Below are 16,843 nucleotides of genomic sequence, written 5' to 3' on the forward strand. Positions count from 1 at the left end.
CTCTTAATCAATCAGTCGGTTGGGTGCCGCGTTGCTGTCGGCCAAGGCTGCGTTCAACTGCGCCAACTCTTCGGCACTGTGTTCGCTGCCATGGCGGGCAAGCACATTCTGCGCCAGTTGCTCTTCCCCGCTGCTCGCTTCACCGCGCAGCAGCTCCAGCAAGCGTACGGCAAGCTTGTCGATGCTGGAGCTGTCGCTCAGTTCCATCACCGGCAGGCGAATACCGAAACGCTCCTCCAGCGCCACCACCAACTCAACGCTCATCAACGAATCGAGCCCCATTTCCTGCAGCGGGCGCTGGGCATCCAGGCGTGCTGGCGGCAGGCGCAAAATCTCGCACACCTCGTGCTTGAGCATGTCTACGAAGCGTTCGAGCAGTTCGCCATCGTCAAGCTCCTCCAGCATGCGCTGGATGTCTTCACCGCCACCTTCATCCTCATGGTCGCCGCCATAGGCACGGGCCAGTTCGCTGAAGCGCGGTGTAGTGGCGCTCGGCAGGAAGCGCGCCAGGGCCTTGAAGTCCAGCTCCAGCACGCCATGGCCGTTATCAACCTGCAACAGCATGGCCTCGAGCTGTGCCAAGGCTGCCTCAGCCCGCAGCGCCGAGCCCCCCATGCGGCTCTGCAGGGCGTCCTTGATCTGGCTGTTGCGCGCCAGGAAACCGACATCGTCGATGGCGCCCCACAGCACGGCGGTGGCTGCCTGGCCCTGAGCACGACGGTGCCGCGCAAGGGCTTCGAGCCAGTGGTTGGCCGCCACGTAGTTGGCCTGGCCGGGGTTGCCGAACAAGGTGGTGGCCGAGGAGAACATCACGAAGAAGTCCAGCGCCAGGCCCTGGGTCAGCTCGTGCAGGTACTGCGCGCCCTTGGCCTTGGGCTCCAGCACGCGACGCAACTGGTCGCCGTCAAGATTGCGGATCAGGCTGTCGTCAATCACCGTCGCGGCGTGCACCAGGCCACGCAGTGGCCATGGGCTGGCGGCAATGCGATCAAACACCCCGCGCAGTTGCTCACGGTCGGTGATGTCGCACGCCACGGCCTGCACATCGATACCTTGGGCGTGCCACAACGCCAGCTGCGGTTGGGCCTCTTCACTGGCCGGGCCACGACGGCCCAGCAACACCAGGTGACGGGCACCTTTGTCGATCAGCCACTGCGCAGTACGCAAGCCAAAGCCACCCAGGCCGCCGGTGACCAGGTAGCTGGCATCGGCGGCAAGCTGCAGTGCCCGCACCGGCTGCACGCGGGTGTCGACGGTTTGCTGGATCGGGTTGGCGTACGTCACCACCACCTTGCCAATCTGCCGCGCCTGCTGCATGTAACGGTAGGCCTCGACCACCTGGTTGGCGTCGAACTCGCGGAACGGCAACGGGTGCAGGATGCCCTGCTCGAACAGTTCCATCATCTCGGCGAACAGGCGGCGGGTGAGCGCGGGGCGCTCGCTCATCAGCTGGTCAGCGTCGATACCGAAATAGCTGATGTTGTTGCGGAACGGGCGCAAGCCAATACGGGTGTTCTGGTAGAAGTCGCGCTTGCCCAACTCCAGGAAGCGACCAAACGGCTTCAGCACCTGCAGGTTGCGGTTGATGGCCTCACCGGCCAGCGAATTGAGCACCACGTCCACGCCACGCCCACCGGTGGCTGCCAGCACCTGGTCGGCATACGCCAGCGAACGGGAGTCGTAGATGTGGCTGACGCCCAACAGGCGCAGGAAGTCGCGCTTCTCGTCGCTGCCTGCGGTGGCGTGAATTTCTGCACCCAGCCATTTGGCGATCTGGATGGCCGCGATGCCCACGCCACCGGCAGCGCCGTGGATCAGCACCTTCTCGCCCGGCTCCAGGCGCGCCAGGTGATGCAGCGCGTAGTACACGGTGAAGAAGGTACTCGGAATGGTCGCCGCCGCCTCGAACGACATCCCTTCGGGGATGCGTGCAACGGCGTTGGCGTTGGTGACCAGGCGGTTGGCGAAGCTGCAGGGGCCAAAGCCCACCACACGGTCACCCGGGGCGAAGTCGCCCGCTGCCTCGGCGCCTTTGCCCTGCACCACACCGGCAAATTCGAAGCCCAGGGTAGGGCCGGAGAAGCCGTTTTCGATGGCTTCATCCGACAGCAGGCCGAGGGCGAACATCACGTCACGGAAGTTAAGGCCCGTCGCGCGCACCTGAATGTCCAGCTCATCCGCCGCCGGTTGACGCGGCTCACGCACTTCCCAGCGCAGGTTGCGCAGCTGGCCCGGCAGGTCGAAGCCCAGGCATACCCACTGCGCATCGCCCACTGCGCGGCGCGGCTGGTCGGCCAGCACGCGCAGGCGCGGCACGTAGCGACGGCCTTCGGCGTCCAGGGCCAGCTCGGTTTCGCTGTCGGCGTGCAGCAACGCAGGTACCGCCAGCTCGACCGCTGCCGCGTGGGCCAGATCGAGCAGGCGAATACGACAGTGCGGGGATTCGTTGGCCAGGGTACGGCCAAAGCCCCACAACGCCGCGTCGCCGATGGCCGCAACGTCAGTGGCGGTGTCGACGCTGTACAGGTGCTCGGCAGCGCCACGGCTGAACAGCCAGCACTGCGGGGCGATCGTCAGCGACTCACAGGCCTGCACCAGCGCGGCCGCTTGCATGCAGCGCTCGGCCTGGCCATCGAGGCCTGTGCCGCTGTCGAAACCGGCCAGGTGCAGCACATGCTCAGGGGGCTGGGCAAAGGCGCCAAGCTGGGCCGCCAGCGCCTGGGCGTCACCCGGCTGCAACAGGTCAACCTGCTGGCCCTGGGCGCGCAGTTGCTGTGCCAGGCGCAGGGCAGCGCCCTGCCCTGCTTCGGCGAGTACGGCCCAGCGCTGCACGGCCACGGGTGCAGCAGTGTCGGCACCGGCGGGCTTGTCCGCCAGCAACAGGTAGCTACCACAGGCGTTACCCGGCAACGCCTCCAGCGTGCGCAGCGCGGTCAGGCCATGCCGCTGCAGCTCATGGCTCCAGAACGCCGGGCCTTGCTGGCGCGACAACGCCTGCTGCGGGCCGGCCAGCCACCAGTCTGGCTGGGCACCGAAGACGAAATCGGCCCAGCGCGCCGGGTACTGCCCAAGCAGCGCCAACTGGCCGTGCGGGTTGAGCCGGCCACTGGCCAGGCGCAGGGCGTCACCCACGGTACCCAGGGGGCCGAAGTCGGTAGGCACCAGTACCCAGTCGAACGTACCGGCGTCGGCCAGTTGCTCCAGGCCAAGTACCTCCAACGCCGGGCAATCGTCACGCAGGCGCTGCTCAAGCTCGGGCTCGGCGACGCAGTAGGCATAATCGAGGCGATCGAAATCCAGACCGGCGTACAACAGCTCGGCAAACGAAGCGCCACCGAAGCCGAATTCCAGCACCCGCAGGCGCTGGCCGGGCGGCAGTTGCGCCAGGCGCGCGGCCAAGGTCTGGCCAATGCCGCTGAGCAGGTGCTGCTGCCCTGCCGCACCCAGCACCAGGCGCGCCAGGCTGGCGCCGCTGGTTTCGCGCGGTTGCAGGGTGTCGAAGGCCTGGCTGCCATCCAGCAACGCCGACAGATGACGGCCGATACGGCCCACGGAATGGATAATCTGGAAGTACTCGGGGTAGCTCTTGAACAGCTCTTGCCAGATAGCCTGCGAGGTCGGGCGCTCGCCCTGGTCGACCAGTTGCCAGCTGCCATCCGCGCTACGCTGCAGGCTGCCGTCGTGCTCGGCATGGCGCAACAGCATCGCCAGGAAGTCGCCCTGGCCCTGCGACCACTGCGCGACCTGCTCGGCACTGATGCGGCCGCCGGCCTGCTCCACCGCATCGAGGACAAAGCTGTTGCACAGCACATCCAGCAGTGGCTCCACTTCATTCAGGTAACGCACCTGTGCCGGCTCGTCGGCCAGGCACTGCAAGGCCTCGACCAGCGGCGAGCAGGCCGCGGCTTTACGCTGCACAGGTACAACCGCGCCTGGCGCGGCCTGCCCCACATGGCCCATACGCTTGATATCGCCACTGCGGTCGTATTGCAGGCGCACGGCACGCATGCGCGCATCCTTGATCGCCAGCACGGCAGCGCCGCTGGCATCGAACAGGGTGAAGTCGACCAGCAGCGAATGCGCGGTGCGCTTGCGCTGGCGCACCTCGGCCAGCACCGGCACACCGCCGGCATTGGTAAAGGCAATGCGCCCAAGCTTGACGGGGATGAACGCCAGGCCATCGTCATGCCCCTGGCGGCTGGCCAGCAGCTCGGTAATCAGCTGGAAGGCACCATCCAGCAGCGCCGGGTGCAGGTGCAGGCTTGCCAGTTCGTGTTCGATGGCAGCAGGCACGACCAACTGAGCCAACACGCGCGCCCCTTCCACCCAGGCTGCGGCCACGGTCTGGTAAGCGGGGCCGTAGTTCAGGCCAACCGCGCAAGTCATTGCCAGGTGCTGCTCGCCGGTGAAGTCTGCCGGGCGGGCTGGCAACGCCGGTGCCCGGGTGTCCAGCAGCACACCGCGCGCTTCACCCGGCAAGCGTGCGACCACGTGCTGTACCCAGTCTTCGCGTTGCATCAACGTGCGCGAGCTGATGCGCAATGTGCCATCGGCCTCTTCCACCTGCACGCGCACTTTCTTGATGCCCTCGCTGCTCAGCAGCAGAGGGTTGTGGATTTCCAGCTCTTCGATATCGACGAACTCGCCCGGCTGGTGCAGTTGCGCCACCGCCAGGGCCAGCTCGGTAAAGCCTGCACCCGGGAACAGTACCGACTCACCCACCTTGTGGTCGGCCAGGGTCGGGTACTGCTGGGTATCCAGGCGGTTTTCCCAGGTCAGCGCCTGGTCTGTTACCGGGTAACCCAGCAACGGGTGCACGCGCTCGTGGCTCAGCGGGCCATAGGCCTCGGCAGTGACCGGCAAGCTGAAATGGTCGTGCTGCCAGGCATAGTTAGGCAGGCGCAGCGGGCGCCCCGCCACCGGGAAGCGTGCCTGCCACTGTGGCTCCACGGCGGCAATCTGCAGGCGGGCTACGGTACGTTCCAGCAGCAGCGGACTGTGGTCGTTGCGCTTGAGGGTGCCAATCACCTGCCCCGGTTGTTCGCACTCGACCAGCACATCGCTGACGTAGCTGCGCAGAATCGCATGCGGGCCCACTTCGACGAACAGGTTAAGGCCATTGCGCACCAAGGCAGCCAGCGCGCCCTGGAACAGCACCGGGAAGCGAATGTTCTGCCACCAGTACTGGCTGTCCAGGCGTTCGCCGTTCAACTGGCCACCGACGACAGTGGAGTAGAACGGGATCTTCGTAGCCTGCGGGCGGATATGCGCGAGGTCGTCGATAACCGCTTGCTTGATCGGGTCCATGGCCGGCGAGTGGAAGGCGTAGTCCAGGTCCAGGCGACGGGCGAATACCTGGCGCTCTTCCAGGGCCGCTTCCAGCAGTGCCAAGGCGTCAGCCTCACCGGCCACAGTGGCGCCGCGGGCGCTGTTCTCGCCCGCGACCACCAGACGGCCATCCAGTTTCAGTTCGGCAATCAGTTGCGCTGTGGCCTCACCCGAGAGGCCGACCGCCGTCATCTTCCCGGTACCACGGGTCAGGCCTTGCAGGCGGCTGCGGTGGTAGATGACCTGGGTGGCGTCCTCCAGGCTCAACGCGCCGCTGGCCCAGGCCGCCGCCACTTCACCCACACTGTGGCCAATCACCGCCACCGGGTGGATGCCTTCGGCAGCCAGCACTTTGGTAACCGCCACTTGCAGGGCAAACAGCGCAGGCTGGGCGATTTCGGTACGTGCATAACGGCCTTCGCCGTTGTCACCCAGCAGCTCGGCGCGCAGCGAGTAGCCCGCCAAGGGCTGGAACAACGCGTCAACTTCATCCACGGCGGCGGCGAACAGCGGCTGGTCGAGCATCGCCCGGCCCATGCCCTGCCATTGCGAGCCGTTGCCGGAATAGACAAATACCGGTGCCGAGGCGCCGTCCAGGGCCTGGCCGGCCTCCAGCACTGCGCTCAGTTCGCTGAGGGTCGGGTCCTGGGCATAGTCGTCCAGCGCCTGGGCAGCTTCGGCTGCTGTGTCGCAAACCAGCAGCAGGCGATGGCTGTGCGCATCGCGGCGGAACATCGCCTGGTAGGCCACATCGTAATAGTCGGCCTGCGGCTGCCCGGCCAGGTAGGCGGCAAAGCGCTCTGCGGTTGCGCGCAGGCCTTCTTCGCTCTTGGCACTGAGCAGTAACGGCACGCGCCGGGCGCTGGCCGCTTGCGCTGCCGGCGCCTTTGGCTCGGGGCTTTGCAGGATGACATGGGCGTTGGCGCCGCCAAAGCCGAACGAGTTCACCCCCACGGTCAACTGGCCATCGGCTTTCAGCGGCAGGGGCTCGGTGACCACCTGCAGGTTGAGGTCGGCGAACGCGATGTTCGGGTTGAGCGCCTGCACGCCAATGGTAGCGGGCACGGTACGCTCGGCCAGGCAGTTCAGTGCCTTCATCAGGCCAGCCACGCCAGAGGCGGCTTCAAGGTGCCCAAGGTTGCTTTTCACCGAGCCGATTGGCAGCGGGTTGCCGGCGCCGCGTGCCTGGCCCAGCGCCTCGCCGATGGCGCGGGTTTCGATCGGGTCTCCCACAGCGGTACCGGTGCCGTGGGCCTCCAGGTAGTCCAACTGCTCGGGTGCGATGCCGGCCTGGGTGTAGGCGCGCTTGAGCAACGCCGCCTGGGCCTCGGCATTGGGCAGGGTCAGGCTGGACTTGCGCCCGTCGGTGTTCACCGCACTGGCCGCCACCACCGCCAGAATGGTATTTCCGTCGGCCACTGCCTGGTCGTAGTCCTTGAGCAGGAACAACCCGCCGCCTTCGGAGCGGGCGTAACCGTCGCCGTTTTCGTCGAACGACTGGCAGCGCCCGGTGCGCGACAGCATGGTCGCTTTGGCGAAGATCATGAAACCGAACGGGTGCATGTGCAGGCTGATACCGCCCGTCACGGCTTGGTCGACATCACCGCTGAGGATGGCCTGGCACGCCTGGTGGAAGGCCACCAGCGACGACGAGCAGGCGGTGTCGATGGCCATGCTTGGGCCACGCAGGTCGTAGAAAAACGACAGGCGGTTGGCCGCGATGCTCATGGTGTTGCCGGTCGCCGTGGCGCCATCAATGGCCGACAGGTCCTCGAGCAGGCGGTAGGACTGCTCGACACCGGCGATGCCCAGGTACACGCCACAGTTGCTGCCACGCAGGCTGGACGGCTTGACCCCGGCGTTTTCGAAGGTTTCCCAGCACATTTCCAGCAGCATGCGCTGCTGCGGGTCCATCATCGCGGCTTCACGCGGCGAGATGCTGAAGAAGCCAGCGTCGAAAGCGCTGATATCACCCAGGGTGCCTGAGGCGAAGGTGTAGCTGGTTGCAGGGCTGGCCTTGTCCGGGTGCTGGAACTCGCGTTTGTTCCAGCGCGACGGGTCAACCTGGGTCACCAGGTCGCGGCCCTCCATCAGGTTTTGCCAGAAGCCCGCATTGGAAGAGCCAGGAAAACGGTACGCACAACCGACGATTGCAACCTTTCTACGCTTGATCAAAACCTATTCCTTCAAATCTCATCGGGCACCGTCCCATCCGTCGGACAGCCGGCATGCCTGGCCTGGCCATGAAGCTGGCCGGTCGTTGTATGTCACTGATGATTGTCTGGGTACCTGAAGCAGCATACACGCGGGGGGCGCAAGACTTTTGGTCTGGGGCTAGCGTGGGAATGTTCAGATTTGTGTGTGCGGATGATACGCGGGTTGTGGAGGTGGGAAAACCCTGGAGGACAGATTGGACAGCACACGCGGAGCTTTGTAGCGGTTGCCTGAATGTGGACCGACCGGACGAACAGGTGGTGAACGAATGCCGGGGTGAGCCAAGCCCGTTCGATCGAAACCCGCCCCAAAAATTCACGAACATCTCAGGAAAATCTCATAGAAATCGGCCCTGTAGGAATATTCCGAAAATAGCCCAGAGACCCAAGAAACTAGTGTAATGAATATTAATTTGAGTTAAAAGCTGGCCAGTCGACCTGCGCCACGACTGACTCACCAACCGCCCCAATGACAACGGCTACAACCCTGGATTACTATGTTCATCCTGCCTGATGAAATCGGACAAACCTTCATCAGGCGTACGCCAGTCACAACCCGAGAGTCGACCTGCCGCCGATACAGCAGATGCCTAAAAATTTTATAAAGCCAGGAACATGAACGAAAACAATTTGATTGCAATTCTTCTTTGCACCTACAACGGCTCAAAGTACCTGCGCGAACAACTTGACTCGCTTATAGAGCAAACCCATAAAAACTGGATTCTGTATGTCTCCGATGATGGCTCGAGCGATGACACCCTGGATATTCTTCATCATTATCAGCGCACGCTTGGTACTCGACTGTTTATTTTCGAGGGCCCTCGACAGGGCTTTGCCAGGAACTTCATTTCACTGATTCAGAATCCACTGGTGGACGGCGATTACTTCGCTTTCAGCGACCAGGATGACATCTGGCTTGACGACAAGCTGGCCAGAAGCCTGGCCGCACTGCAACAAAGCCGCAGCGACGTCGCCACGATGTACTGCTCACGCACCAAGCTTATTGACGCCGCCGGCAAATGCGCAGGGCATTCGCCGCTCTTTACCAGACCGCCAAGCTTCCGCAATGCGTTGGTCCAAAGCCTCGCCGGGGCCAATACGATGCTGGTCAATCGACGCACACAAGCGTTGCTGGCTGCGATCGAACCTAACGCTCAAATAGTCGCACATGATTGGCTGACCTACCTTCTCGTCAGCAGCCATGACGGTGTCGTCATATATGATCCACAACCCACTCTTCTCTATCGCCAGCATGGCGGTAACCTGATCGGATCTAATACAGGATTTCGGCGACGCCTGGTTCGACTTGCCTGCACGCTCCGCGGGCGCTTCAGTGAGTGGAATGAAATGAACCTGCGCATTTTGGCCAAATACAAATCCAGCCTCAGCCAGGACAACCTGCGAATCATGGAGCAGTTTGCTACCGCTAGAAAAAGTTCACTATTCAAACGCCTCCGACTGCTGGGCGAGACCGGGGTATACCGTCAGACACTTGCCGGCAACCTGAGCCTATTAGCAGCGGCGATTCTCAACAAGCTTTAAATATAATGGCACGGCATGACACGTGAAGCCCCAGACGGACGTGCGTTGTCACGCTTGAGGCCACATGCTAGTCTGATCTGCGCTTACAGCCCGCCGCACGCGAGTTGTAACTGCCTTATGGATCAACAGCCCCACGCTGCGGTCTGACCGCGGCAATCATGATTTTACCGACGGCAGACAGAAGACATTTTTTCGCATCATGATCAAACAGCCAGCGCACCCGCACCCCTTCAACGTCACCTCTTTGCAACGTGATCTTGCCGCCCCTGTTTGCTAGCCATCGCGCACATTCCAAGGCGACGAGAAATGATGCCGCGACATCTGGCTCTCCCCATGAATAGCACCCGTCGCCTTTGCAAGGGCTACGCCGTCGTACCTGGGCGATAATCCCGACGATTGCCATGCCTCCGATTCAAGGGTTGAGCCGCAGACCGATCCCTTTCTGATTTTTTACCAGCAGCACCGCTCAACCGGTCCTGGTCGTACCTGGAGATACCGCAGCAATGAAAGCCACTCACCTTGCGATTCCGGATGTTGTTCTTTTCGAGCCGAAGGTTTTCGGCGATCAGCGGGGATTTTTCTACGAAAGCTTCAATCAGAAGGTGTTTGAAGAGGTTGTAGGTAGGTCGGTCACGTTCGTTCAGGACAACCATTCCAAATCGGTGAAGGGCGTGCTTCGCGGCTTGCACTACCAGATAAAGCATGCGCAAGGCAAACTGGTCCGGGTAACGCATGGCGAGGTGTTCGATGTTGCCGTGGATCTGCGCAAGAGCTCACCAACCTTTGGCCAGTGGGTTGGCGCTCATTTGAGCTCAACCAACCAGCATCAATTGTGGATCCCCGAAGGCTTCGCCCATGGTTTCGTCGTGCTTTCGGAAACCGCTGAGTTCCTCTACAAGACCACCGATTACTGGGCACCTAAGTTCGAGCGCAGCCTGGCCTGGAATGACCCAACCGTGGCGATCGAATGGCCTTATACCGACGCACCGACCTTGTCCGCCAAAGATGACATCGCTGCCCTGCTGCAGGATGCAGAGGTGTTTGAATAGTGAATGCTCACCTGCGTCATACTGCCGGCCCCGCCAGCCTGACGATCAGCCTCTGGAAAAACCGGTCGCTGATCTCGCAGATGACCAAGCGCGAGGTCATCGGCCGATATCGAGGATCGGTAATGGGCTTGGCCTGGTCGTTTTTCAACCCGATCCTGATGCTGGCCGTTTACACATTCGTGTTTTCGGAGATCTTCAAGACGCGCTGGGTCGGAGTAGACACTGGCAAAGGTGGATTCGCGATACTGCTTTTCGTCGGAATGATCATTCACGGGCTGTTTGCGGAATGCGCCAACCGTGCCCCGTCCCTCATCATGAACAACAGCAACTACGTGAAAAAAGTGGTATTCCCACTGGAGATTCTGCCGGTCATTACTTTGGGATCGGCCCTCTTTCATAGCTGCATCAGCTTGCTGGTGCTACTGATCGCCCAGTTCCTGATCGTCGGCACGCTCTACTGGAGCGCCTTGCTGTTTCCGCTGATCCTCGTTCCCTTGATTCTCGCGACCCTGGGCATCAGTTGGCTATTGGCCTCACTGGGCGTTTACCTGCGAGACGTGGGGCATGTCATCACCGTACTGACAACGGTCCTGCTGTTCCTCTCTCCGGTGCTCTATCCAGTGGCTGCACTGCCCGAAGCCTACCAGCCCTGGCTAAAGCTCAACCCTTTGACCTACATCATCGAGGAAAGCCGTAGCGTCCTACTCTTCGGCAACCTGCCAGACTGGGTCAACCTGGCAACTGCCCTCGCGGTGGGTGCAATTATCGCTGCCGCCGGATTCTGGTTCTTCCAAAAGACGCGCAAAGGATTCGCCGATGTCATCTGATCAACCTGTCATCAGCGTCAAGAACGTCTCCAAATGCTTTTACAGCTACGACAAGCCACATGACCGGCTGAAACAGGCAATCGTCCCGCGACTCCAACGTTGGGCCGGCGACCCGGTCACTACATACGGCAAGGAATACTGGGCCCTACGCGACATCAGCTTCGATGTCAACAAAGGGGAAACAGTAGGCGTCGTGGGCCGCAACGGGTCAGGGAAGTCGACATTGCTGCAGATAATTTGCGGCACCTTGACGCCGACGCTGGGGGAGGTTGAGACCCACGGTCGTATCGCCGCACTGCTGGAGCTGGGCTCTGGGTTCAACCCTGAATTCACCGGGCGCGAAAACGTCTACCTCAACGGTGCGGTCCTCGGCCTGAGCCGCGAGGAAATCGACCAGCGCTTTGATGCTATTGCCGGTTTTGCAGATATCGGCGAATTCCTTGATCACCCCGTTAAAACCTATTCCAGCGGTATGGCCGTACGACTGGCATTTGCCGTACAAGCACAGGTCGACCCGGAAATCCTCGTGGTTGACGAGGCATTGTCGGTTGGCGACGCGAGGTTCCAGGCCAAATGCTTTGAGCGCCTACGCCAGCTCAAAGATAACGGTACCAGTATCCTGCTCGTCACCCACTCCAGTGAACAAGTGGTCACGCATTGCTCTCGGGCGATTCTGCTGGAAAAGAGTCGCGTCGAAATGATTGGCAAATCGCGCCCGGTCATTAACCGTTACACCGACATCCTCTTCGGTCGCGACAAAGAGGAAATCAAGCCTGGGTTGGAGCAAAACGCTCAAAGCGCTTCCACCGAGTCAGCAGACGTACCGCGCGAAGCCATTTCACTCTTGTTCGACCAGGATGCTTACAGTACTCGGCCCAACTACAACCAGCATGAATATCGCTGGGGAGATGGCGCTGCGACCCTCACTGACTTCCACCTGAGCGCCGCAGGCAATGCTTATCCCAACAGCGTGGAGCCAGGCGACGATATCACCCTGACGCTCGCGTTCACATTCAACCGCCCTGTCATCAATCCGATCATTGGCTTTACCATCAAGACCAAGGAAGGCGTCACGGTCTACGGCACCAATTCATACCTTCTTGATTGCGAAGATGCCCGAGCCCTGGGCGAAGCTGGCGCCAGGACTACCGCGCGCCTGCAATTCAAAAACAGGCTAGCGACAGGCGATTATTTTATATCCATCGGCCTGGCATCCCGCGAAGGCGAAGAAATCGTCCCTCACGATCGTCGCTACGACTCCATTCATTTTATCGTTGAGCCAACACCCAATCTCTTGGGCCTGATTGACCTCGCTCTGACTATGGAAATAAACCGGTAAGCCCCGATGAACACACTAGAACAACATGGCTATACCAAAGACCGCGATACTGAAGTGTGGGTCCGTTCCGACTTTGGGGGCATCGCCTACAGCGACGGCGATAGCAGCGAAACCGAGTTGGCGAAGATTATTCGCGAGGCCAGCGACGTCTCTGTCCTATCCGATGAGCTCCCTCAATACTGCACGGACTGGGCGAAGCTGTACCATCTGAGCGCGGTGCGCGGCAATATCCTGCGCCCGTTCGAACATCTACTCAAAGGGCGTGTTCTCGAAATTGGCGCAGGCTGCGGTGCTATCAGCCGTTACCTGGGCGAGTGCGGCGCCGAACTGCTCTGCCTGGAAGGCAGCCCGCGCCGGGCAGCCATTGCCGCCAGCCGAACGCGCGACCTGGACAACGTGACCGTGCTGGCGGAGCGCTTCGACGATTTCAAGGTGGACGTGCAGTTCGACGCCGTGACCCTGATCGGCGTGCTCGAATACGCCAGCATGTTCAGCAACGCCGAAAACCCCGCGCTCGCCATGCTCAAACGCATTCGTCAGTTGCTAAAGCCAGACGGTCATCTGTTCATTGCCATCGAAAACCAGCTTGGTCTCAAGTATTTTGCGGGCGCCCCGGAAGATCACGTGGGCATTGCCATGTACGGCATCGAAGGCCGCTACCAACACGGCCAGCCCAAGACCTTCGGTAAGGTAGAGCTGGAAAGATTGCTCGCCTCCGCCGGCTTTGAAGCATCCGATTTTATGGCTCCAAGCCCGGACTACAAACTCCCCAACTCGATCATCACTGAAGCCGGCTTCCAGTGTGATGCGTTCGATGCTGCGGCGCTTGCCTGGCAGAACGTCAAGAAAGACCCTCAACTGCCAGAGTCGACCACCTTCAACCTGGAAAAAGCCTGGCAGGTGGTGTTCAACAATCGTCTGGGCATGGATCTTGCCAACTCCTTCCTGATCAAAGCAGCCTGCAAAAAAAACGATAGCCAGAAGGACGATATCCTCGCCTATCACTACAGCATCGGCAGAAAGACCCGCTATTGCAAAGAGTCATTGTTCGTCATGACTGACGACGGCATTCAGGTCGAATACAAACAACTGGCCTCCTCCGCTACCCCTTCCGAGAATGAAGACAGCAGCGCATTCAAGTACGTACTGCCCCGCATTGATGCATACGCCGCCGGCAAGGTGCTAAGCCTTGATTTTCTGGATAGCGCCGCTCACCACGACTGGAGCATTGACAGCTTTGCGCCCTTTATAAAGACCTACCTCGACTGCCTGGCGACATTGCTCAAGCAAGATGGGGCAGATGTCGATCTGCGCTCAGTGGGCTCGGTGCTTCCCGGCCACTACATCGATGCCGTGCCGCAGAACATCGTGCTGAGACCTGACGGCACGCCGCAGCTCATCGACGTTGAATGGGAGATGATCGGGGGTGTCGAACTTGGTCACCTGATGATGCGCGCGTTACTGCTGCTCATGGCCGCAGCGAACCCGTTCTATCCGAGCGCAGCCTCCTTCAGCCGCCAAGAGTTCACCATAGGCCTGCTGGCGAGCGCAGGGCTGGACATCAGTCGTGAAGATTGCGAGCGCTACATTGCGCTCGAGGCGGCATTTCAGGAGAAAGTCACAGGAAAGAAAGCCGACCGTTTCTTGGACTGGGCACCCGAAGCCCTGATTCACAAGCTGGGCAGCACACAATCAACGTCGAAATTCGCGACGCTGTATATCAGTGACGCGCATGGCAACTTCTCTGAACAGTCAGCACTGCGCCACGAGGTCAGTGATGGCCCGCAACGGCTCCAGTTCGCTCTCCCCAGCCCGCTCGCAGCCTCTACTGTTTTCCGCTTCGATCCCGTGGATCAGCGGCAGGGCTTCTCGATTGAAAGCATAAAGGTATATTCTGGCGCCCGATGTGCCTGGGAATGGCCAGGCGAACTCAGCCTGCCGCTAGCGGCAATGTTCGCGTGGAAGATCCCTCGCGCGGATGATTCGCTCTACCTCGCTCTGACTGACGATCCCAGCCTGACGCTTCCCGTGGACATGGAAACGTTGCAAATCGGCGAGCAGCTCGAGCTGGAAATCAGCCTTACTATATTCACGGACGCGCAGTTGGCTCGGGAGGTCAACATGCTGAATCAATCTGGACATGTAAGTCCTGTCACGGACCTGCAAAGTAAACTTGATCTGATCGTCGACTCGAACAAAGAAATCGCTCATGCCCTGGCGCATGTCAAAGCCTCTGTCAGCCAGAGCACTGTTCTTGCAGAACTCAGCGAGTCCCTGCTTGCGAAGGACAGGAAAATTCATGAGCTGTCGACTCAGCTGCAGAAGAAGGTCCAGCAACAAGAGGCCCTGGCCCAGGTGCTGCACGAGCAGCAGATGATGGGGCTGAACGCCGGCGAAGCGAAAGATCCGGAGCTGCTCGGCGTTCCAGCGCTGCAGGCATCCATCGCCAGATGGCAAGAGTCTCTTGCCCAGAAGGACGAACACATTCGTAACCTCGAAGAGCGTCTACATGCTCTGCAGGCCGATAAAGACACCCATATCCACCACCTCAATCTGCACATCATCGGCATGCAGAAGTCGACCAGCTGGAAGGCGACCGCCCCGGCCCGAAAGCTCATCACACTGACACGCAGGCTCAACAGAGGGCTCAAATTACTGCCATCGGTGATCCGACGTGGTGGCGGCTTGAAAAGCACTGTTCGCAAGACCATCAGCGTATGGCGCCAGCATGGCACAGCCGGGCTGATCGCTCGAGCTCGCTGGGTCGCGAACCCGGGCAGTTCCAGCTTCGTAAGCCCGGAAAGTGGCGAGGTCATCCATAGCCATGACTACGCGAGCTGGGTGAAGCTTTATGACACCCTGAACGATAATGATCGCTGGCGAATCAGCGAAGAAATCAGGCAGTGGAAAGACCAGCCTCTGATTTCGATCATCATGCCGGTTTACAACCCGCCAATGGATCTACTGCGCGAGGCTATCGACAGTGTCACTGCCCAGCTTTACAAGAACTGGGAGCTTTGCATTGCCGATGATGCGTCCACTGACCCTGAAGTCATTGCCTATTTGAAAGGGCTGACCAAACAGGATCAGCGGTTCAAGGTGGTGCTACGCGAAAAGAATGGCCACATTTCCAAAGCCAGCAACTCGGCACTGGAGCTTGCAAGCGGCCGATACGTGGCACTCATGGACAATGACGACCTGCTGCCGGCCCACGCCCTTTATTGGATCGCGCGAGCCGTTCATGAAAACCCCGACGCTGCCGTCATTTACTCGGACGAAGACAAGATCGACGTCGAGGGTAATCGCTCGGCCCCTTATTTCAAGACTGACTGGAACCTCTATCTCTTCCGCTCACACAACATGATCAGCCACCTTGGCGTATACCGCCGGGACCTGGTACAGCGGGTTGGCGGCTTCCGAGAAGGCATGGAAGGCTCACAAGACTACGACCTGGCGTTGCGCTGCGTCGAACAAGTCAGGCCCGATCAGATCGTTCATATTCCGCATGTTCTCTACCACTGGCGCGTTCACCCTGGCAGCACGGCTATGTCGCTGGGTGAAAAGCCATATGCACAGATTGCCGGTCAGAATGCACTGGACCAGCATCTGCAACGTACAGGTATCAAGGGCCACGCCGAGCTTCTGGATTTCGGTATGTACCGGGTCCACTACGACCTCCCGGCAGATCAGCCGCTGGTTTCCCTGATCATCCCGACTCGCAATGCTGTTGGGTTAGTGCGTCAGTGCATTGAAAGCATAACGAGCAAGACCAGCTATCAGCACTACGAAATCATTCTGGTGGATAACGGCTCTGATGATCCAGAAAGCCTCCAGTATTTCGAGTCACTCAAACTGCAGCAGAATATCAGGGTGCTCCGTGACGATGGGCCATTCAACTATTCGGCCCTGAACAATCGTGCGGTCCGTGAAGCCCGCGGTGAACTGGTCGGACTGATCAATAACGATATTGAAGTGATCAGCCCTGACTGGTTGAGCGAAATGGTGTCGCTGGCGTTGCAACCTGGCGCAGGCGCTGTCGGCGCCAGGCTGTGGTACCCAGATAACCGCTTGCAGCACGGCGGCGTCATCATGGGCCCGCTGACATTGGCCGGTCACGCCCACAAGATGCTGCCGCGTGGGCACCATGGCTATTTCGGACGTGCGTCGCTGATACAGGGGATGTCTGCGGTCACCGCCGCATGCCTGATCGTTCGCAAGTCCATTTTCGAAGAAGTCGGCGGGCTCAATGAAGTCGAGTTGAAGATTGCTTTCAATGACGTTGATTTTTGCCTGAAAGTCATGGCCGCTGGATACCAGAATATCTGGACGCCAAATGCAGACTTGTATCACCACGAATCGGCGACTCGCGGGCTGGAGGATACGCCCGAAAAGATTGAGCGGTTCAAAGGCGAAGTTAGATACGTGCAGGAAAAGTGGGCAAAAATTATTGCTAACGATCCGGCATACAATCCAAATCTGAGCTTTGAACTCGAAGACTTTTCACTGGCATTCCCTCCCAGAATTGCTCAGAAATAAAATAGCCAG

The 16,843-nt window shown here is 60.2% G+C and carries 6 protein-coding genes; 5 read left to right on the forward strand and 1 reads right to left on the reverse strand.

All coding sequences use genetic code 11. The features are described from left to right. Positions 1-3: 3 nt before the first annotated feature. Positions 4-7,503: an SDR family NAD(P)-dependent oxidoreductase gene (locus tag ACZ889_RS25270; RefSeq protein ID WP_476257930.1), complete on the reverse strand. Its 7,500-nt coding sequence runs from the start codon at positions 7,501-7,503 to the stop codon at positions 4-6. Between the two features lie 653 nt (positions 7,504-8,156). Between ACZ889_RS25270 and ACZ889_RS25275 the strand changes: the two genes are divergently transcribed. The 5 genes from ACZ889_RS25275 (at position 8,157) to ACZ889_RS25295 (ending at position 16,834) form a co-directional block, all read left to right on the forward strand. Then, entirely contained in the window at positions 8,157-9,083 is a 927-nt protein-coding gene (locus ACZ889_RS25275) for a glycosyltransferase family 2 protein (protein WP_476257931.1), read from the forward strand. 503 nt (positions 9,084-9,586) lie between these two features. Further along, positions 9,587-10,132 carry a dTDP-4-dehydrorhamnose 3,5-epimerase gene (gene rfbC, locus ACZ889_RS25280; RefSeq protein ID WP_012053367.1) on the forward strand — a complete coding sequence of 182 codons (546 nt, stop codon included), beginning with the start codon at positions 9,587-9,589 and terminating at the stop codon, positions 10,130-10,132. Then, positions 10,132-10,959 carry an ABC transporter permease gene (locus tag ACZ889_RS25285; protein WP_012053368.1) on the forward strand — a complete coding sequence of 276 codons (828 nt, stop codon included), beginning with the start codon at positions 10,132-10,134 and terminating at the stop codon, positions 10,957-10,959. The genes rfbC and ACZ889_RS25285 overlap by 1 nt, the downstream gene beginning before the upstream one ends. After that, positions 10,949-12,298, forward strand: coding sequence for an ABC transporter ATP-binding protein (locus ACZ889_RS25290; protein ID WP_054888752.1), 1,350 nt, complete (start codon positions 10,949-10,951; stop codon positions 12,296-12,298). The genes ACZ889_RS25285 and ACZ889_RS25290 overlap by 11 nt, the downstream gene beginning before the upstream one ends. A gap of 6 nt (positions 12,299-12,304) precedes the next feature. Then, on the forward strand, positions 12,305-16,834 hold the full coding sequence (locus ACZ889_RS25295) for a glycosyltransferase (RefSeq protein ID WP_476257932.1): 4,530 nt from the start codon (positions 12,305-12,307) through the stop codon (positions 16,832-16,834). Positions 16,835-16,843: the final 9 nt, after the last annotated feature.

The sequence above is a fragment of the Pseudomonas sp. TE3895 genome (assembly GCF_056278855.1).

Bases quoted from the DNA above. Each gene is read 5' to 3' on its own strand.
- ACZ889_RS25275 (WP_476257931.1), top strand. From the start codon at position 8,157: ATGAACGAAAACAATTTGATTGCAATTCTTCTTTGCACCTACAACGGC.
- rfbC (WP_012053367.1), top strand. From the start codon at position 9,587: ATGAAAGCCACTCACCTTGCGATTCCGGATGTTGTTCTTTTCGAGCCG.
- ACZ889_RS25290 (WP_054888752.1), top strand. From the start codon at position 10,949: ATGTCATCTGATCAACCTGTCATCAGCGTCAAGAACGTCTCCAAATGC.
- ACZ889_RS25295 (WP_476257932.1), top strand. From the start codon at position 12,305: ATGAACACACTAGAACAACATGGCTATACCAAAGACCGCGATACTGAA.